This is a genomic window from Clostridium sp. YIM B02506, from assembly GCF_022324845.1.
GTDB lineage: Bacteria > Bacillota > Clostridia > Clostridiales > Clostridiaceae > Clostridium_T > Clostridium_T intestinale.
Map to the genome: position 1 here is coordinate 91,046 of NZ_JAKGTG010000012.1, position 17,790 is coordinate 108,835.

Annotated in this window: 20 protein-coding genes, 2 tRNA genes and 1 riboswitch; of the genes, 7 read left to right on the plus strand and 15 right to left on the minus strand. The window is 29.6% G+C overall.

Annotation, left to right across the window (positions count from 1 at the left end):
- Positions 1–51 precede the first annotated feature (51 nt).
- The 12 genes from L1S49_RS11125 to L1S49_RS11180 form a co-directional block, all read right to left on the minus strand.
- Positions 52–345, minus strand: a complete 294-nt coding sequence (locus tag L1S49_RS11125) for a hypothetical protein (protein ID WP_238904446.1) — start codon at positions 343–345, stop codon at positions 52–54.
- Between the two features lie 65 nt (positions 346–410).
- Positions 411–773, minus strand: coding sequence for a hypothetical protein (locus tag L1S49_RS11130; RefSeq protein WP_238904428.1), 363 nt, complete (start codon positions 771–773; stop codon positions 411–413).
- Positions 774–882: 109 nt separating this feature from the next.
- On the minus strand, positions 883–1,362 hold the full coding sequence (rlmH, locus tag L1S49_RS11135) for a 23S rRNA (pseudouridine(1915)-N(3))-methyltransferase RlmH (protein ID WP_238904430.1): 480 nt from the start codon (positions 1,360–1,362) through the stop codon (positions 883–885).
- Positions 1,363–1,519: 157 nt separating this feature from the next.
- Positions 1,520–2,581, minus strand: a complete 1,062-nt coding sequence (locus L1S49_RS11140) for an ROK family protein (protein ID WP_238904432.1) — start codon at positions 2,579–2,581, stop codon at positions 1,520–1,522.
- Positions 2,582–2,704: 123 nt separating this feature from the next.
- The gene (locus L1S49_RS11145; protein ID WP_238904434.1) at positions 2,705–4,135 is read right to left on the minus strand and encodes an MFS transporter; all 1,431 of its coding nucleotides are present in this window, start codon (positions 4,133–4,135) and stop codon (positions 2,705–2,707) included.
- Positions 4,136–4,251: 116 nt separating this feature from the next.
- The gene (locus tag L1S49_RS11150) at positions 4,252–5,388 is read right to left on the minus strand and encodes an aminotransferase class I/II-fold pyridoxal phosphate-dependent enzyme (protein ID WP_238904436.1); all 1,137 of its coding nucleotides are present in this window, start codon (positions 5,386–5,388) and stop codon (positions 4,252–4,254) included.
- A 5-nt stretch (positions 5,389–5,393) separates the two neighbouring features.
- Positions 5,394–6,545, minus strand: a complete 1,152-nt coding sequence (locus tag L1S49_RS11155) for a PLP-dependent aspartate aminotransferase family protein (protein ID WP_073021208.1) — start codon at positions 6,543–6,545, stop codon at positions 5,394–5,396.
- 75 nt (positions 6,546–6,620) lie between these two features.
- Positions 6,621–6,735: riboswitch (SAM riboswitch) on the minus strand.
- Between the two features lie 49 nt (positions 6,736–6,784).
- Positions 6,785–7,288 carry an SEC-C metal-binding domain-containing protein gene (locus L1S49_RS11160; RefSeq protein WP_073021211.1) on the minus strand — a complete coding sequence of 168 codons (504 nt, stop codon included), beginning with the start codon at positions 7,286–7,288 and terminating at the stop codon, positions 6,785–6,787.
- A 65-nt stretch (positions 7,289–7,353) separates the two neighbouring features.
- Entirely contained in the window at positions 7,354–7,506 is a 153-nt protein-coding gene (locus L1S49_RS11165; protein WP_021804048.1) for a CxxH/CxxC protein, read from the minus strand.
- Positions 7,507–7,522: 16 nt separating this feature from the next.
- Positions 7,523–8,314 carry an MBL fold metallo-hydrolase gene (locus L1S49_RS11170; protein ID WP_073021213.1) on the minus strand — a complete coding sequence of 264 codons (792 nt, stop codon included), beginning with the start codon at positions 8,312–8,314 and terminating at the stop codon, positions 7,523–7,525.
- Positions 8,315–8,332: 18 nt separating this feature from the next.
- Positions 8,333–9,595, minus strand: coding sequence for a UDP-N-acetylglucosamine 1-carboxyvinyltransferase (locus tag L1S49_RS11175; protein ID WP_021804047.1), 1,263 nt, complete (start codon positions 9,593–9,595; stop codon positions 8,333–8,335).
- Positions 9,596–9,854: 259 nt separating this feature from the next.
- A complete protein-coding gene (locus L1S49_RS11180) occupies positions 9,855–10,022 on the minus strand; it encodes a DUF1540 domain-containing protein (protein ID WP_021804046.1) in 168 nt (55 codons plus the stop codon).
- Between the two features lie 129 nt (positions 10,023–10,151).
- Between L1S49_RS11180 and L1S49_RS11185 the strand changes: the two genes are divergently transcribed.
- The 5 genes from L1S49_RS11185 (at position 10,152) to L1S49_RS11205 (ending at position 13,961) form a co-directional block, all read left to right on the plus strand.
- Positions 10,152–10,700, plus strand: a complete 549-nt coding sequence (locus L1S49_RS11185) for a 2'-5' RNA ligase family protein (protein ID WP_021804045.1) — start codon at positions 10,152–10,154, stop codon at positions 10,698–10,700.
- Positions 10,701–10,835: 135 nt separating this feature from the next.
- Positions 10,836–11,315, plus strand: a complete 480-nt coding sequence (locus L1S49_RS11190; RefSeq protein ID WP_021804044.1) for a dUTP diphosphatase — start codon at positions 10,836–10,838, stop codon at positions 11,313–11,315.
- Positions 11,316–11,415: 100 nt separating this feature from the next.
- The gene (locus L1S49_RS11195) at positions 11,416–11,847 is read left to right on the plus strand and encodes a DMT family transporter (RefSeq protein ID WP_021804043.1); all 432 of its coding nucleotides are present in this window, start codon (positions 11,416–11,418) and stop codon (positions 11,845–11,847) included.
- Positions 11,848–11,861: 14 nt separating this feature from the next.
- Entirely contained in the window at positions 11,862–12,677 is an 816-nt protein-coding gene (locus tag L1S49_RS11200) for an MBL fold metallo-hydrolase (protein WP_238904438.1), read from the plus strand.
- Positions 12,678–12,764: 87 nt separating this feature from the next.
- Positions 12,765–13,961, plus strand: coding sequence for a S8 family serine peptidase (locus tag L1S49_RS11205; RefSeq protein ID WP_238904440.1), 1,197 nt, complete (start codon positions 12,765–12,767; stop codon positions 13,959–13,961).
- 30 nt (positions 13,962–13,991) lie between these two features.
- Here the strand turns inward: L1S49_RS11205 and L1S49_RS11210 are convergent, their stop codons facing one another.
- Positions 13,992–15,149, minus strand: a complete 1,158-nt coding sequence (locus L1S49_RS11210) for a peptidoglycan DD-metalloendopeptidase family protein (RefSeq protein ID WP_238904442.1) — start codon at positions 15,147–15,149, stop codon at positions 13,992–13,994.
- 252 nt (positions 15,150–15,401) lie between these two features.
- Here L1S49_RS11210 and L1S49_RS11215 point away from each other — a divergent pair, with 252 nt between their 5' ends.
- Together L1S49_RS11215 and L1S49_RS11220 are read left to right on the plus strand one after the other, a co-directional pair.
- On the plus strand, positions 15,402–16,397 hold the full coding sequence (locus L1S49_RS11215; protein ID WP_073021223.1) for a DnaD domain protein: 996 nt from the start codon (positions 15,402–15,404) through the stop codon (positions 16,395–16,397).
- Complete coding sequence (locus tag L1S49_RS11220) at positions 16,390–17,376, plus strand: ATP-binding protein (RefSeq protein ID WP_238904448.1); 987 nt, start codon at positions 16,390–16,392, stop codon at positions 17,374–17,376. Before L1S49_RS11215 ends, L1S49_RS11220 begins: the two co-directional genes overlap by 8 nt.
- 175 nt (positions 17,377–17,551) lie before the next feature.
- Here L1S49_RS11220 and L1S49_RS11225 read toward each other — a convergent pair.
- Together L1S49_RS11225 and L1S49_RS11230 are read right to left on the minus strand one after the other, a co-directional pair.
- Positions 17,552–17,628 (minus strand) — tRNA-Asp (locus L1S49_RS11225).
- Positions 17,629–17,637: 9 nt separating this feature from the next.
- Positions 17,638–17,713: transfer RNA gene (locus tag L1S49_RS11230), tRNA-Val, on the minus strand.
- Positions 17,714–17,790: the final 77 nt, after the last annotated feature.

Genomic DNA, 17,790 nt, shown 5'->3' on the forward strand with positions numbered 1-17,790 from the left:
AAATGAAGTATCAATATCTTTTTTCAGACATAAATACTTCATTTAGGCCTCCTATTTCTGATTCAATATTTCAGCTAAGTTTTTTATAAATTCCTTTGAGAATACACCTCCTGCTATTGATTCTTTTATTAGTTGCAATAACTGTTGTTCTGTTACATCCAATGAGCGTGGAATGTATCTTTCTTTCGACCTTCTGGTATCTTTGTACAGGCTGAATCTTATTTCATCTCTCTTTATGCCTTTAATGAATATCTTTTCAATACAGTAAGTGTATTCTTCATCAACTAATTTCCATTGATTCAATATCTGGCAGTATTTAGTATCTTTTATTACTTTTCTAGTCATTATTAACCTCGCATTTTTCTGCAAATATAAGCCTTAATCACCATTCTATCGGCAATTAAGGCTTGTTAATCAATTATATAATCTTTTAGATTCTGTGGTGTTAGTTCCATTGGAATTATTAGTGATATGGCATAATCGTTATTACATAGTATCAAGCTATTTGTAAAAATCTCGCCATTACTGCAAACTATTTTGTCAACATATTCAGCTATAATATCATTACAATCTATGTAGGTTTTATCCTTTATTTCTTCAAGGTCTTCTTTTCTCTCTACTGTTATGACATATCCTCCATCATCTTCGTATTTGTTTCTGTCTACTCCGTATTCGTTGTCCAGTATTTGCAGTATACCTTGAATGGTTTCTTGTACCTCCTTTGGTAAGAATTTTAGCTTTTCTTGCTCCCTCAAATAGCTAACTTCTATCATTGTTATTACCTCCTTGAAAATAAAAATACTCTTACCCTAATTATTAAGGTAAGAGTTTTCAATACTATAATATATATTTATAGTTTCTATTATTACAAAAAAGTCTACGTCATTTATGGTACGGTTCCCCCTTCATAATCCTAAAGCTTCTATAAATTTGTTCCAAAAGCATAACCCTAAAAAGTTGATGCGGAAATGTCATTTTAGAAAAACAAATCTTATAGTTAGACCTATTTAAAACGGCCTTGGATATACCTAAACTTCCCCCTATTATAAAAGCTATATTAGAGTTACCAGTTATTCCAAGATTATCTATGTAATCTGAAAATTCTTCTGAGGATAGTTGCTTTCCAGTTAAATCCATAGCTATTACAAACATATTATCTTTAATTTTACTTAATATGTTTTGTCCTTCCTTTTCTTTAATTGCTTCTTCTTCTTTTGCTGAAGCATTATCTGGTGTTTTTTCATCTGGAAGCTCTATTATATCTAATTTACAGTATCTACTTAGTCTTTTTGAGTACTCATCTATTGCATCTTTTAAGTATTTTTCTTTTAATTTTCCTACTGTTATTATGGTTATGTTCATTATATTCTCCTTATCGCTGTAGAGCTTTTTCTTTATCAACTTAATCATATCATAAAACAAGGGATGTGCATTTCATTTAGTATGCATCATCCCAAGCATTATTAAAAGTTTTAAGTTACGCTAACCATTACGTTATTGCGCCTTAATAAACTGATAATCAATTTTTTGTAATTTTTATATCTGAATACATAAATTCAGAAGTTATATATGCTATACCTGTTAAATAATCTCTTTCACTGTCTTCTGATAAAAGTATTGTTGGCTTTATATTGTTAGCTAAATATTTTTCACAAGTGTTTCTTATTTTTTCTATTAAGTTTTTTCTTAATGTTTCTCCACCTATAACTATAAAAGATGGATTAGTAACACAATTTAAAATTGCTATAGTTTGAGAAATAATATCTACATATGTATCGTCATCAATATTATTATCTAAAACTTTTTCCAAATGTCCCATGCTATTTATAGGAAGAAATCCTAGTTCACCAGCAAAATTATTTCCACCTCTTATTAATTGCCCATTTGCTATTATTCCAGCCCCTACTCCAGCTTCAGTAAAATGTATATATACAAGATTTAATTTCTCTATATCTAATACCTCTATGCTTTGAGAATAATTTAAACTAAATCCTAATGCCATAGAATTTAGATCATTTTCTAACACTACAGGTATGCCTATTTTTTTCTGTATGTAGTCTCCAAGTTCAAATTTTCTCCAGTCATTAAGCCCTTTTCCACTAAAAAAAGTTCCATTTTCAACTACTCCAGGAACCCCTATCCCTATAGCTCTTATATCCCTATCCTTAACTATATTGTTTATAAAACCATTAACCACAGTATCTATAAAGTCTTCTATAATCTTTTCATTATAATCAGAATATATTTTTACTTTGTTTTCCTCAATAATGTTTCCTAGTAGATTTGTTATTGCGTAATTTATATAACTATCTTTAATATAAAAAGATAATGCATTATTATAATCCAAATTAAGTGAATATCTCTCAGCTCTTCTACCTCCACTTGAATCATCAAATCCTAAGCTTATTATCTCTTTTTTTAAAAGTAATTCCTCAATCAACGTCCTTACAGTTGTTATACTAATTCCAGTGATTTCAGATATTTCGGCTTTAGTAGCAGAACCATTATTCTTTAATGAATCTTTAATTAATGCACTATTTACTCTTTTCATTATTTGTGGCTTTGCTGATAAGTTGTTCATTTCTAATCACCCTTAATAAACTTATATCAGATACTTTTAAAAGTATCTGATATAAGTTTATTATATTTATTTGCAAAATACAATAGCACAGAAAAGAAAAAAGTTGATGCTTAACATCAACCTTTATAAAACCTCTGCTTTTTCTTTTAATTTTGAGCCATACAATCTATATGCAGTAAGTACAGCGCCTACTGAGCAAATTATAGCTGCTGATATATATACCCATCTCATTCCATATACAAATACATCATCTCTTCCTGATATATATCCAGTAACATGGTAACCTATTTTATTACTCATTCTATTGTATAAAAGGGTAGTAGAAAATGATATTCCAAATACAAGTCCTAGATTCCTAACTAAAGCATTGATACTTCCTGCTATACCTAACTTATTTTTAGGAACAGTTGACATTACTAAAGAGTTGTTAGGCGACTGGAACATTCCATTTCCTATAGTCATTATTGCTATAAATGAAATTAATACACCTAAATGAGAATATTGATTTAATGTAGACATTAAAAATAATCCTAAACTAGTTCCCAAAAGACCTAAGAAGGTAAGAATTTCTGAACCTATCTTGTCTGATATATATCCACTTAAAGGTGCTACAACTGCCAATATTATAGGTGATACCATCATAAGTAATCCAGTAACTGAAGGTGTTAATTTCATTACATATTGTAAATAGAACGGCAGTATTATATTTGAGCAACTTATTGCTACAAATGATATAAATGCACAGAATATACTAAGTGAAAATAATGTATTTTTAAATATCTCAAGATTTAATAGTGGAATTTTAACTCTTTTCTCTGTCTCTATAAAAACTACAAATAGTATTGCTGAAAGTGCAAAACACATAATAATTATAGTATTATTATATCCAACTTCTTGACCGTGAGTTAATGCTCCAAATAATAATATAATCGTAAGAGAAAATAAGCTTCCACCTTTCAAATCAAGTTTCTCATTAACCACTTCACTATGTTTTGATAATGTTTTACTCGCAAGAATAAATGCTACTATTCCTATTGGAACATTTATTAAAAAAATATATTGCCAGCTTAACGCATCTACAATTAATCCACCAAGAGGGGGACCCACCATAGAACCTAATGCTACAAATGTACCATTTATACCAAGGGCTCTGCCTCTTTCATTGGGAGGAAATACGTGTGTTATAATTCCATGGCTTGTAGACATAGATGCTGCAGCGCCTATAGCTTGAAGTGCTCTAGATATTACTAACATAACTAAAGAATTAGATATTCCACAAGCTAATGATCCAATTGTAAAAATAATTATTCCTAACTTAAAAATATTTCCTTTACCTTTAAGATCTGCAAGTCTTCCGAATATAAGTATAGTTGCTACTATGACAATTAAATAAATAGTTACTACCCATTCTATTGAAGCCATACTTACAGATAACTTATTTGATATGACAGGTAATGCAACATTTACTATACTACTATCTAGTGTGGCCATAAATGTTAGCATAACCGTGGTAAGCAGTATTACCCATCTCTTACTATCAACTTTATTCTCCATTATAATTTATCCTTTCACTGTTTAATAAAGAATAGTTGCGATTGCAACTATTCTTTATTATTATAATATATCTCTATTATTTATTCAAATACTAAAATTAATACTTTAGAAAAAAATTAAATATTTAATGCTTTATCAAAACTTTCTATCAAGTCCTCAAATTCCTCTAGCCCTACAGAAACTCTTATTAGTGTGTCTGTTACACCTAACTTTTCTCTCTCTTCCCTAGGTATAGCAGCATGAGACATCTTTGCTGGATAAGACACTATGGTTTCAACCCCACCTAATGAAACTGCAAAAGCAGCATTTTCTATATTATTTAAAAAATATTTTGTTAAATCTAAAGATTTTAGTCTAAAAGATAAAACAGCTCCCCCCCCTGATGCTTGAGCTAAATGAATATCTCTACCTGGATGTCCTTCTAGTGATGGATAATATACAGCTTCAACTTCTTCTCTTTTTACAAGCCACCTAGATAATTTTTCTGCTGTTTGTTGATGAACATCTAATCTTACCTTTAAGGTTTTTAATCCTCTAAGCAAAAGCCAACAATCCTGAGGTCCTAAAATTGCTCCAAAGGAATTCTGTATTGCATATATTCTATTTGCCAAATCTTCTGTCTTAGCTACAGCTAAACCTCCTACTACATCACTATGTCCTCCTATAAATTTAGTTGCACTATGAACTACTATATCAGCTCCTAAGTCTAAAGGTTTTTGAAGATATGGTGACATAAAAGTATTGTCAACTATAACAATTAATTCGTTACTCTTAGCTATTTCTATAGCACCTTTTAAATCTGTTATTTTTAATAATGGATTTGATGGTGTTTCTAAAAATATAGCTTTAGTATTTTCTCTTACAGCTGCTTTTATATTATCTAAACTAGATGCATCCACAAAAGTAAATTCAATATTAAATCTACTAAGAACTTTAGTAGTGATTCTATAAGTTCCGCCATAAACATCTTCGCAAATAATTATATGATCTCCAGCTGAAAATATTGAAAGCACCGATGATGTAGCAGCCATTCCTGATGAAAAAGCAAATCCTCTATACCCATTCTCTAATTGAGCAATAGTATTTTCTAAAGCCTCTCTTGTAGGATTTCCACTTCTTGAATAATCGTATTTTCCAAAACTATCTATATCTCTTTGATGATAGGTAGATGCTTGATATATAGGTATACTTAAAGCCCCTGTTTCTTCATCTATTTCATTCCCATTATGAATTAATTTTGTTCCAAATTTCATATTTATCACCCCAATGCTTTCTCTAAATCTTTAATTAAGTCCTCAACATTTTCTATTCCAACAGACAGCCTTAAAAGAGTTTTAGTTATACCTAATTTATTTTTTATTTCCTCTGGAATTTCAGCATGAGTTTGAGTCTGAGGATATGTAATTAAAGTTTCTACTCCACCTAAGCTCTCTGCAAATGTTATAACTTCAACATTTTTTAATATCTTTGCTACTTGTTCCTCTTCATAAACATTAAAAGAAATCATAGCGCCGAAACCAGTTGCTTGACTTTTAGATATTTCGTACCCCTTATGATCCTGTAAACCTACATAAAATACCTCTTTTACCTTATGATGATTCTTTAAATAGTTAGCTATCTTTATAGCATTTTCCTGACTTTTATCCATTCTTAGATGTAGTGTTTTCATTCCTCTCAATAAAAGCCATGAATCAAATGGTGCTAGTACCGCGCCTGTAGATTTCTGATAAAATCTTATCTTATCATTTATCTCATCACTATTTGTTACTACAAATCCAGCTAAAGCATCATTGTGCCCACCAAGGAATTTTGTTCCACTATGAACTACTATATCTGCTCCTAGATCTAAAGGTTTTTGATAATATGGCGTTAAGAATGTATTATCAACAATTACTTTTAAATCTCTTTCTTTAGCTATCTCAACTATTTTTCTTATATCAGTTACCTTCATCATAGGATTTGAAGGTGTTTCTAAAAATATTGCTTTAGTATTTTCCTTAAGGTTACTTAAAACCTCCTCAATACATGTAGTATCTATAAAATCATGTTCAATTCCATAAGGTTTATATATTTCCTCAAATAACCTGAATGTTCCTCCATATAAATCGTCTGAAACTAAAATGTGATCTCCACTTTTAAAAAGATTTATAATTGCTGTTATCCCAGCTACTCCAGTAGAAAAAGCTATACCCCACTTTCCACCTTCTAACTTTGCTACTGTTCCCTCAACTTCTTCTCTAGTTGGATTTTGAAGCCTTGAATAATCATACCCCGTACTCTCATTTAAACCATTATGCTTAAATGTAGCTGTTTGATATATAGGAAAACTCAAAGATCCTGTTAATGGATCTACTCCTTTTTTTCCATGAACCGCTATTGTCTCAAAGGATAAACATTTATCTTTACACATAATATAACCCCCTTATAAAATAAAAAATGCCAGAGATAAACTCTGGCATACAAATATGCTAATTACAGAAATCTACCCTCATCTACCAGTTTAAAAACTGCAGGAATTAGCACCACTACATAAATTGAATGAAATTTATGTTGGTTGCTGGGCTTCATAGGGCCAGTCCCTCCACCTCTCTTGATAAGTTTTTTAATTTATTAGTATTATTACACTTTTATATTGCTTTGTCAAATTAATTACGCATTAACTCCACAACATTTTTTATATTTCTTTCCACTACCACATGGACATGGATCATTTCTTCCTATTTTATTTTCATTTCTTACTGTCTTAGATTCTTTATATGACTTAGATATTTCTTTTCTCTTTTCTTCTGAGAATATACCTTCCCATTGAGAAAGAGTATAAAGGTATTCAGCTTTTGCATCTAACATATTAAAATATAGTTTTTCTAGATCCATATCAAAAACTAACTCTTGTTCAGCAGTTACTGTTTCTAAATCGTATGGATTATTTAAACTGTCATTTATTCCATCTAAAAATCCCATAACGAACTCATTAGTAGCATTAAATTCTTTTGCTAACTCTTCAATAGTTGATTTTTTTATTTCCTTGTGGTTTGATAAAAGTTTTTTATATATTCTAGTTTCTATATCGCTATATTCAGCCCAGAAAGCTTCTTCCCCTTTACTTTTAACATATTCTACAACCATGTCTGTCCATTGTTTATATAGACTCATATTATCTTCTCCTCTTTCTTATATGTATTAATTTATACCAAGTACCTTTAATATAGACAATTTCTCTATTTCTCTAAAGAATACTCTGCTTTATCATTGCAATAATTACATTTTCCTTCTTTTGCTTCGTTCATTATTGGAAAGGTCTCATTAACTACTAAGAATTCATCTAAAGCCTCGTCTATGTGTTCTTTACATGCCAACACTTTATTTTCCATGAGTATCTTCTCCTTACTAGAATTCTATATAATTACTAGGTTTGTGCCTTTCAGCTAAAGAAATAGCAACATCTTTACCTATATAAATATTATTCTCATTTAATATATTAAGTACTGTTTGATATGCTAAATCTGGATGATTATTCGTATTGCTTAAATGTCCTAAATATAGGTTTCTAAGTATTCCGTGGTTTATCAGAGTTACTATAGCTTTACCACAGTCATCGTTAGATAAATGTCCTATTTCACTTAGAACTCTTCTTTTTAAAGGATATGGATAAGGTCCAAATTTAAGCATTTCAACATCATGATTACTTTCAAGTAACACTACTTCAGAAGATTTTATATTCTCAAGAATTTCATCTGTAAATACTCCAAAATCAGTTGCTACACTTGACTGTTTTCCTTCTGCTTGTATGGTATATCCTACAGGGCCTGCAGCGTCATGAGGTATACAAAATGACTTTATTTGCATATCATTTACTTCCACCACTGTTCTTTTATCCATAACTTTTATATTATGTTCTTTTATTTTTCCTAGGGATGATTCCATTGCACACCAAGTAGCATCATTTGCATATATAGGTATGTCATATTTCCTAGAAATTATGCCTACACCCTTAATATGATCTGAATGCTCATGTGTTATAAATATTCCATTTAAATCTCTTGGATTTTGCCCAATCGAAACAATTGCTTCGTCTATCCTCTTTCCCGGAAGACCTGCATCTACTAAAATTTTTGTGTTTTTGGTTCCTATAAAAACCGAATTTCCACTACTACCACTATATAATGGGCAAAAAATCATAATATATTTCCCCCAATGTTATTCGACTTCTTTTCTACAAATACTTGCTCCTAAGTCTTTAAATTTATTTTCTATATGAGGATATCCTCTATCTATATGCTCGATACTATGAATTTCAGTGACTCCCTCAGCTATTAATCCCGCTATAACCATTGCTGCTCCAGCTCTTAAATCAGTAGCTTTTACTATAGCTCCCGTTAATCTCTTAACTCCATCTATAATAGCAGTTCTTCCTTCTACTTTAATATCTGCACCCATTTTCTTCAATTCATCTATATGCTTATGTCTGCTTTCCCATATAGTTTCAGTTATTATACTTCTTCCTGAAACAGAACTTAATAAAGTTGACATAGGTTGTTGTATATCTGTAGGGAATCCTGGGTAAGGAGCAGTTTTTATATTAACTCCTTTTAAAGGTTCATCTACATATACTCTAACAGTGTCATCTCCCTCTTCAATCTTTACTCCCATTTCTATAAGTTTTGCAGAAATAGATTCTAAATGTTTTGGTATTACATTTTTAATTAAAATATTTCCTTTTGTTGCTGCTGCTGCAATCATGAATGTTGATGCTTCTATTTGATCTGGAATTACACTGTAATTACAACCCTTTAAAGATTCAACCCCTTTAATTCTTATAATATCAGTTCCCGCACCTTTAATATCTGCACCCATTGAATTTAAGAAGTTTGCCACATCAACAACATGTGGTTCTTTAGCAACATTCTCAAGACTTGTAGTTCCCTCTGCTAAAGTAGCTGCTATCATAACATTTATAGTTGCTCCAACACTTACAACATCAAAAAATATATTTGCACCTTTTAATTCTTCCGCTTGAACTCTTACAGCTCCATGCTCTATGCTTACCTTTGCTCCAAGTGCTTCAAAACCTTTAATATGCTGATCTATAGGTCTTACACCTATAGGGCAACCCCCTGGAAGCTCTACTCTTGCTTCTTTAAATCTCGACAATAAAGCCCCTATAAAATAATAAGAAGCTCTCATTCTTCTAACATCTTCAGTACAAGCATCAACTCTTTGTATAGTTGTTGCATCAACTTCTAATGTATTTCTATCAATTTTATTTATTTTACAACCTAAGTCAGTTAATATTCTTTCTAAACAATGTACGTCTTCAATATCAGGAATATTTTCAATCAAACATTTTCCATTACTAGCTAGTACTGCCGCTGGCAAAATTGCTACTGCTGCATTTTTAGCGCCATTAATATCAACTTCGCCTCTTAAGATTTTGCCTCCATCGATAACTAATTTTTCCATCCGTTTTCACCCTTACCAATTTATTTATATATATTAAAGTTCCCAAACAAAAAATATTTATCCATATTATAACATTAAATCATTTTATTCATTCTATCCATAGTTCCCATTATAACATAAAGCATAAATATTTAAATATTTTTTTAACTGTTTTTATTAGTAATTTATTGCTTTTGTACTTCTAGCATAAATATTTGATTCATATGGTTTTAATCTTATAATAAAATGAAGTCGAACTTAATAGTTCGACTTCATTTTATTAGTACATTCCTTTTTCAAAACTTCCACAATCTGTACATTCAACTGTTTCAGCTTTATGATCATGCTTTACCACCATTATTTTGTCTAAAGTACAAAACTCCTCACTTCTAGCATGAAATTTACATTCAGAAACATTACAACCTATACTCTTATTCTTTTGATCCATTACAATCTACCTCCTTTCACACAAAATTAGTATTGGCATTACAAAATAATTTATACTAGTGTTTTGATTATTCAAATATGGTATAATCTAAAATAATAGTTAAATTTATTCCAATTGGTGAGGTTAAATATGAGATATTACTTAGTTGCATTATTTGATGATGACTCTTATAAACAAATAGAGCCTATACAAAAAAATTTATCAAAAAAATATAAATTATATAGAAATTTACCTAAATTACACATAACCTTAGAAGTAATAGAAGATCCAGACATAGAAAAATTAGATATTGTTCTATCGAAGATTTTTAAGCCTTATAAAAGATTTAAAGTTGAGCTTAAAGATATTCTTTGTTTTAATGAACCATATAAATCTGTGAATCTTAAGGTTGAAAGTAAAGGTTATATAAAAAAGATAACTAGAAATGTCAACGATACTCTTAAACTACATGGCTTCCGTGTTAGAGATAACATAGATAACTGGGATTTACATGTCTCCTTAGCTAATACTAACTTTGCCCAAAGAGAGTGGAAAAAGAATGAATATGAAATTGCTTGCAGTACTGCTAAAACTGAAGGATTTTATAATTTAGCTAAAATATCAAAGGTTGAACTATGGAAACCTATAAATAATAAAAAGGAAATGGTTATTAAATCTTATGAATTAAAAACCTTTTAAATTTTAATTATGAGAATATTCATAAATTTTTTATAGAAAAATCTTTGAATTCGTTTACCCAGTCTTTTCAATATCAAAAACTTTTTGTACAATATAAAAGACATAGTTCCTAAATGGAATAGGGGGATTTATAGAATGAATTTACAAAACTTTTTTAAAGTACAAGATGAAGCAAATAAACTATTAGTTATGGATAAAACTCTTAATGATTATAAGTTAACTGCTAGAAAACTGTTATCTCTTCATGTTAAATTAAGTGATCTAGCAAATGAAACTAAGTGTTTTAGATACTGGGAGGAAGAGGATAATTCCCCTTCTAAGGACGCTATTATGACAAAGTATATTGATTGCTTAAGTCACATATTAACTATAGGATTGGATAAAAATTATTCTGACTTAAAAGAAGTTGATTTAAACCCTAATGATGATTGCTTAAGTGACCAGTTTTTAAATCTATTTATAGATTTAAATGACATAATTATTTCTCCCTCAAAGGATCACTATCAAACATTGTTTGAAGATTTTATGAGTCTAGGAATCAGCTTAGGTTATTCTGAAAGTATTATTGATGATAAATATCACTCAAAAATGCACTCATTTATTTCTTCTAAATAGAATTAAAGTTAACGGCTAAGAGAAAAGATACTTTTTAATTTCTCTTAGCTTTAATTATATTAATTTTTATTTTGAGAAATACTACTCTAGAGGTGATATTATGATAGGTGTTTTAATTTCTATACTTGCTGGAGTAGCTATGTCTTTTCAAGGAGTATTTAATACAAAACTTTCCGAAAAAATAGGTCTTTGGGAAACTAATACCTTTGTTCAAGGAAGTGCTTTTATTGTTACTTTAATAATCACATATTTTTTTGGTAAAGGAAGTTTTAAAGATATAACCACAGCTAAAAAAATATATCTTTTAGGTGGAATTTTAGGTGTAGTAATTATCTTCACGGTTATGATGGGAATTAAAAGTTTAGGTACTACCTGCTCAATTGCCATTATATTAGTTGCTCAATTAACAGCCGCCGCTCTTATAGATGCATTTGGTTTATTTGATACTGACAAGATAACATTTGGAGTTAATGAGATAATAGGCATTATTCTAATGATTATAGGTATAGTTATTTTTAAATGGAAATTTTAATTAAGGGGTTATAGATGGATACTTTAAAAAATATTAAATTTCTTACCGCACTCACTTTAAATAATATAAAAACATACAGAACTAAACCGTATCTTACCAACAGTCAAGAAATCGAAGAAAATTCTATATATTGGTATGGTCATGCAACTACAATTATAAATATTGAAGGAAAGCTCATTTTAACTGATCCAGTTATCACTAAAAATTTGGGATACTTTAAACGACAGGCAGAAATTCCTATGGATATTACTAATTTAAAATTTGATTACATTCTTTTATCACATGGTCATATGGATCATTTGAATTTCTCATCTTTAAAAAAACTTAATAAAGATGCTGTAATAATAGTTCCAAAAGGTTATAAAAGATTAATAAGTCTTTTGGGTTATAAAAATGTTCATGTAATTCGCCATAATGAAACATATAAAGATTCTTATTTAACTATAAAATCTTTTGAAGCTAATCATGATGGAAGAAGATATTATCTTGGAATAGATAATGAAAGCCATTCATTTTTAATTAGTGGTAAAACTAAAAAAGTTTTTTTTGCAGGAGATACCGCCTATACAGAGGCTTTTAAAGGAATTTCTTCTGATGTTGCACTATTACCTGTGGGGTGCTATAAACCAGAGAGATTTTCTAAAATGCATTGTAATCCTGAAGAGAGTTATAAAATGTTTAAAATGATGGATTGTCCATTAATGATTCCTATACACTATAAAACTTTTATTTTATCTTTAGAAAATTTTGATGAGACTATTACCTCTTTAAAATCACTAAATGATAATACTATTAATGTACTTCATATTGGAGAAGTCTCAAAATTTTAAAGCAGCTTAGGCTGCTTTTTATTTATAGTATCTAATTTGGTGGAATATAAATATACTATATAGTGTATTAATTTAAAGGAGTTATTAATGTTTTCTTTAAAGAACAAATTAGATCCTCAACTTAAACAAGTTTATACTTCACCTTTATATAAAAGCTTCAGAGTCATAATAAAGTGCAAAAACTTTTTAAAAGATATCGAAAAGAAACTTAATAGTTATAAATGTATTCATATAGGCTCAATTTCTTCTGAAAAACTTATCTTTGCTGAAGTTAATAAAAGAGGTCTCGATAGACTTCTTGAATTTCCTGAAGTATCATCTATACATTTTGATGAGTTTTGTCATATATGTGGTGGTATGTCCGTTTCTACTGCCAATAGAGTAAACTTTCCAGATAAATATAGATTAACTGGAAGGGGTGTATCTATTGGTGTTATAGATACAGGGGTTTATCCTCATACAGACCTAACGCTTCCTTGGAATAAGATTTCGGGGTTTAAGGATTTTATAAATAACTATAATTATGCTTATGATGACAATGGGCATGGAACTATGGTAGCTGGAATAATAAGTGGTAGCGGATATATGTCTAAAAACATTTTTAAAGGCATAGCAGAAAATTCATCACTTTATGTTTATAAATCATTTGATGCAAAAGGGAAAGGTTATATTTCTGATATACTATTGGCTATAGATGATGTTATTAATAAGAAATCTGAAACTAACATAAAACTATTATCTCTACCATTTGAATACTTAGGGAACAACCCCTTAATTTTAGACTTATTTTCGAAATTTTTCTCAAGATGTATTAACAATAATATAGTTCCTATAGTTCCTTCTGGAAGCCTACCCAATATTACTCAAAGTATAATTGGTTTTAGTAGACTAGATAATTGTATAACGGTCGGTGGGATAGATACCACAAAAGATTTAAAACCTTATACCTATTCTTCCTGTGGTTTTATAGGAAAAACACTTAAGCCTGATTTATCGGCGGCTGCTAAAGATATTTTATCTTTAAATACTGAAGTCTCTTATATACCAGAAAAATCTGGAATAAAGATCTATCCACCTAAACTTGAAAAGTCATACTTAACATTTAGCGGAACTTCTTGCTCTTGTGCTTATATTACCGGAGTTTGTGCGCTTATATTTGAAAACAATCCAAACCTCTCTTTTAGTGACTTATTATCACTCCTAAAACTATCTTGCGAAGAACTCCCTTATGATAAACCTCTTGGAGGTGAAGGGTACATTAACTTATCTAAGATAATGAATTAAAAAATCCACCGATGATGTCGGTGGATTTTTTTAATCTATGTACTTTATAGGATTTATAGCACTACCATTTACCTTTAATTCAAAGTGCAAATGTGGACCTGTGCTTCTTCCAGTGTTACCAATCTTCGCTATGATATCCCCTCTTTTTACCTCTTGACCTTCTTTAGCTAATAATTTACTACAATGAGCATATAAAGTTTGTATTCCATTTCCATGCTCTATGGTAATAACATTACCATAAGAACTACTATAATATGCTTCTATTACTTTTCCATCCAAAGCAGCTTTTATAGGTTCCCCTATGTTTCCTGCAATATCTATTCCTTTATGTACCTTTCCCCATCTAGCTCCATAGTTTGATGTAATACTCCCTCTGGATGGATTCTCTAAGAATGCTACTCCACCAGCAATAGGATCTTTTACACCTTTATAAACTATGTTATCTTTAGGCTCCACTATAACTTTTTCAGATATGTTTTTCTCATTTAGCTTCTTACCATTTGAATATGTTACCTCCTTTAATACTTCTTTCTCTCCTGGTAGGCCTTCTTGATTTTTACTTTGTCCTAAATATATTTCGTTTGTAGATAATATTGTTGTTTTTGGCATTATAGCTTCTTTAACAGTTTCATTTAGTGTTATATCTATATTTAAAATAGGTTTATCTCCTTTATTTGTTTCATATAGTCTTTCAACAATAATTTCTAATGGATCTAAAGAAGATATATTAATCGTCTCTTTTTTAAGTTCTATGCTTCCATTTATATTTACAGATAAAACATTGTCTTTATCAACATTTATATCTTTTAAGTATTTTCCCACTAATGAATTTAGTGCACTCTTTTTTTCTTCTTCCGATGATATATATCCAAATTCAATACCATTTATAATTAATCTATTGGTATTAACTGTACCTTCTAGACTCTTAAGTGCATTTTTTTTAACTTCTATATCATTAGTTATTGTAGTATCACTTTTTTTAACTTTTTTGAAACTTAACTTATATTTTTTTATATTAATGGTTGGGTATTGATCTACAAGCCCATTAGCTATACTTTTAATAGACTCTTTAAAATCTTTTTTATTATCTACATATCCTATAAGTCTGTTATTTATATATGCAGAATAATTTAAATTATTTTTACTATATGCTCTATATGTGATTATTCCTATAGATGTTGTGAGCATAATTACAATAAAACATATATATATCACAACCCTTTTCAGTATAATATTTTCCTTATTACAATTTTTCAGACTATCTTCCATGCAATTTCCTCATTTACTTTAATTTTGAAATACAAATACTACTATTCCCGAAATTAAAAATACTATACATTTTTTTATACTGAATTAAGTTGTTAGATGTTTTCTGCTTTGTTATAATGATTTTACACTTATGAGTGTTATTAAATTTATGGGGAAGGTGTAAATAAATATATGAGTACTTTTATGCTAAAAAATTCACCTGTTACCTTTACTCCTATTAGTAATATTTTTATTGAAAAACATATGCCAAAAGCGCGAGGAGAATTTGTTAAAGTTTATATATTAATGCTTAAATATATTTTATCTGGAGAGCTTGGAGTAAGTTCTTCTATAATAGCCTCTAAACTTAATCTTTTAGAGTCAGATATTATGAATGCTTTTTATTATTGGCAAGATGAAGGATTACTAAAAATAGTTCCTATAGACAAAATGGGTAACTACAGTATTGAGTTTTCTACTTTATCAGAGGAAATAGAAGAAACAAATCCTAAGCTCAGTCTATTAGAAGCTTTAAATTCTAGTGGAACTAAAGATATGCTTAAGGATATAGAAAAACTTATAGGAAGACCTCTGTCTCCTAAAGAAATGTCTTCTTATTTAGGTTGGCAAAAAGATTTTGGTTTTTCATCAGAACTTATTTTGCTTCTAATTGAATACTGTGTATCTAAAGGAAAAAAAGATTCCAGGTATATTGAAAAAGTTGCTCTTGCTTGGAATGATAACAATATTAAAACTATAGAAGCAGCTCAAAGCTATATAACTAAATCCGAGGACAAATGGGTAAAAATAAGAAGTATTCTTTCTTATTTGGGAATTAAAAATACAGATATCATGAAACCTCAAGAGGAGCTTTTAGATAAGTGGATTACTAAATACAATTATTCTCTAGAAGTTATATATAAAGCTGTACAAATTTGTTTTGATAGATTAGGACGCTCTGATTTTAAATATATTGATGGGATATTATCTAAATGGTATGGAAGTAATCTTAAAACCCTTAAAGACATAGAACAGAGTGAGGCTAACTATAAGGCTACTAACTCAAATAAAACCAAGTATACTCAAAAAAATGAAAAACCTAAGCTTAGGTTTGATAATTTTCAAGGAAGAAATTATGATTATGATTCCTTAGAAAAAAAATTATTAGGATGGGATAATGATGATTAAAGGATACAGGTCAGAAGTTTTATCTCTCTATGAGTTAATAAGAGAAAGAGAATCTAATGCCCTTAAAACTAGAAAAAAAGAAATTCAAGAGCTTCATCCAGAAATTATAGCTATAGACCAAGAAATAGGAAAACTATCTTTGAGTCTTTCTATGAATATTTTAAAAAATCATGATGATATAGCTCCAGTAATTACAAACTTAAAGAATAAAATAATGGATTTAAGAGCTAAAAAATATGAAATGCTTGTTCAAAACGGTTATCCTCAAAATTACTTAAATATACGTTATACATGTAGTAAATGTAAAGATACCGGTTATATAGGAATTGAACAATGCGAATGCTATAAACGTAAACTTATTGAAGTATATTATAAAAACTCCGAGTTATCTGATACTGTTAGAAATAATAATTTTGATAACTTCGATTTATCTTTATTTTCCTCCCATAGAGTTGGCGATGAAAAATTTTCGCCTAGAAAAAATATGGAAAGTATATTTCAAGATATAATAAGCAGGTATATGCCCTCTTTTAAACATCATAATGAAAATCTATTGTTTTATGGAGATCCAGGTACAGGCAAAACGTACTTAACCAACTGTATAGCAAGAGAACTTTTAGATAGTGGAGTTTTAGTTGTTTATAGAACAGCTGATGAGCTTATCAAAAATCTTAGGGAAGTTAGATTTGATAATAATAAAATCTTAGAAGAATTGCTTATTAACTGTGATTTGCTTATTATAGATGATTTAGGAACTGAACAAATAACAGAATTCTCTATAGCCGAGTTATTTAACTTATTAAATGTCAAACTATTAAGGAAGAAAAAGATGATAATATCAACAAATCTTACCTTAACTGATATAACAAAAACCTATACTGAAAGAATAGGTTCTAGGCTTATAGGAAATTTTAAACTTCATAAATTTTATGGAGATGATATTAGAGTACAAATTAATTTAAAGAAAAATAGAAGCTAGAATTACGATAGATACAAGAAGCTATAATCTATTATAATTCTAGCTTTCTTGTATTTATAAATCTTTATTTGATTTTATCAAATAATTATCTAATTAGATAATTATTACTGTATTGCCGTATCACCATATCTAATTATAAATAAAAAAAGCTTTAGAAAAATCTAAAGCTTTTTTGTGGCGACTCAGAAGGGGCTCGAACCCTCGACCTCCGGCGTGACAGGCCGGCACTCTAACCAACTGAGCTACTGAGCCATATTTATTTGGTGGGCACAACAGGGATCGAACCTGTGACCCCCTGCTTGTAAGGCAGGTGCTCTCCCAGCTGAGCTATGCGCCCAAATAAAAAATGGTGACCCCTAGGGGAATCGAACCCCTGTTACCACCGTGAAAGGGTGGTGTCTTGACCGCTTGACC

What these genes read in the sequence shown, in the direction of transcription:
- rlmH (WP_238904430.1), bottom strand. Translation starts at nt 1,362, where the DNA reads ATGAACATAACCATAATAACAGTAGGAAAATTAAAAGAAAAATACTTA.
- L1S49_RS11180 (WP_021804046.1), bottom strand. Translation starts at nt 10,022, where the DNA reads ATGGATCAAAAGAATAAGAGTATAGGTTGTAATGTTTCTGAATGTAAA.
- L1S49_RS11210 (WP_238904442.1), bottom strand. Translation starts at nt 15,149, where the DNA reads ATGCTCACAACATCTATAGGAATAATCACATATAGAGCATATAGTAAA.
- L1S49_RS11130 (WP_238904428.1), bottom strand. Translation starts at nt 773, where the DNA reads ATGATAGAAGTTAGCTATTTGAGGGAGCAAGAAAAGCTAAAATTCTTA.
- L1S49_RS11155 (WP_073021208.1), bottom strand. Translation starts at nt 6,545, where the DNA reads ATGTGTAAAGATAAATGTTTATCCTTTGAGACAATAGCGGTTCATGGA.
- L1S49_RS11140 (WP_238904432.1), bottom strand. Translation starts at nt 2,581, where the DNA reads ATGAACAACTTATCAGCAAAGCCACAAATAATGAAAAGAGTAAATAGT.
- L1S49_RS11200 (WP_238904438.1), top strand. Translation starts at nt 11,862, where the DNA reads ATGGATACTTTAAAAAATATTAAATTTCTTACCGCACTCACTTTAAAT.
- L1S49_RS11145 (WP_238904434.1), bottom strand. Translation starts at nt 4,135, where the DNA reads ATGGAGAATAAAGTTGATAGTAAGAGATGGGTAATACTGCTTACCACG.
- L1S49_RS11185 (WP_021804045.1), top strand. Translation starts at nt 10,152, where the DNA reads ATGAGATATTACTTAGTTGCATTATTTGATGATGACTCTTATAAACAA.
- L1S49_RS11165 (WP_021804048.1), bottom strand. Translation starts at nt 7,506, where the DNA reads ATGGAAAATAAAGTGTTGGCATGTAAAGAACACATAGACGAGGCTTTA.
- L1S49_RS11195 (WP_021804043.1), top strand. Translation starts at nt 11,416, where the DNA reads ATGATAGGTGTTTTAATTTCTATACTTGCTGGAGTAGCTATGTCTTTT.
- L1S49_RS11150 (WP_238904436.1), bottom strand. Translation starts at nt 5,388, where the DNA reads ATGAAATTTGGAACAAAATTAATTCATAATGGGAATGAAATAGATGAA.
- L1S49_RS11125 (WP_238904446.1), bottom strand. Translation starts at nt 345, where the DNA reads ATGACTAGAAAAGTAATAAAAGATACTAAATACTGCCAGATATTGAAT.
- L1S49_RS11190 (WP_021804044.1), top strand. Translation starts at nt 10,836, where the DNA reads ATGAATTTACAAAACTTTTTTAAAGTACAAGATGAAGCAAATAAACTA.
- L1S49_RS11170 (WP_073021213.1), bottom strand. Translation starts at nt 8,314, where the DNA reads ATGATTTTTTGCCCATTATATAGTGGTAGTAGTGGAAATTCGGTTTTT.
- L1S49_RS11215 (WP_073021223.1), top strand. Translation starts at nt 15,402, where the DNA reads ATGAGTACTTTTATGCTAAAAAATTCACCTGTTACCTTTACTCCTATT.
- L1S49_RS11205 (WP_238904440.1), top strand. Translation starts at nt 12,765, where the DNA reads ATGTTTTCTTTAAAGAACAAATTAGATCCTCAACTTAAACAAGTTTAT.
- L1S49_RS11175 (WP_021804047.1), bottom strand. Translation starts at nt 9,595, where the DNA reads ATGGAAAAATTAGTTATCGATGGAGGCAAAATCTTAAGAGGCGAAGTT.
- L1S49_RS11220 (WP_238904448.1), top strand. Translation starts at nt 16,390, where the DNA reads ATGATTAAAGGATACAGGTCAGAAGTTTTATCTCTCTATGAGTTAATA.
- L1S49_RS11160 (WP_073021211.1), bottom strand. Translation starts at nt 7,288, where the DNA reads ATGAGTCTATATAAACAATGGACAGACATGGTTGTAGAATATGTTAAA.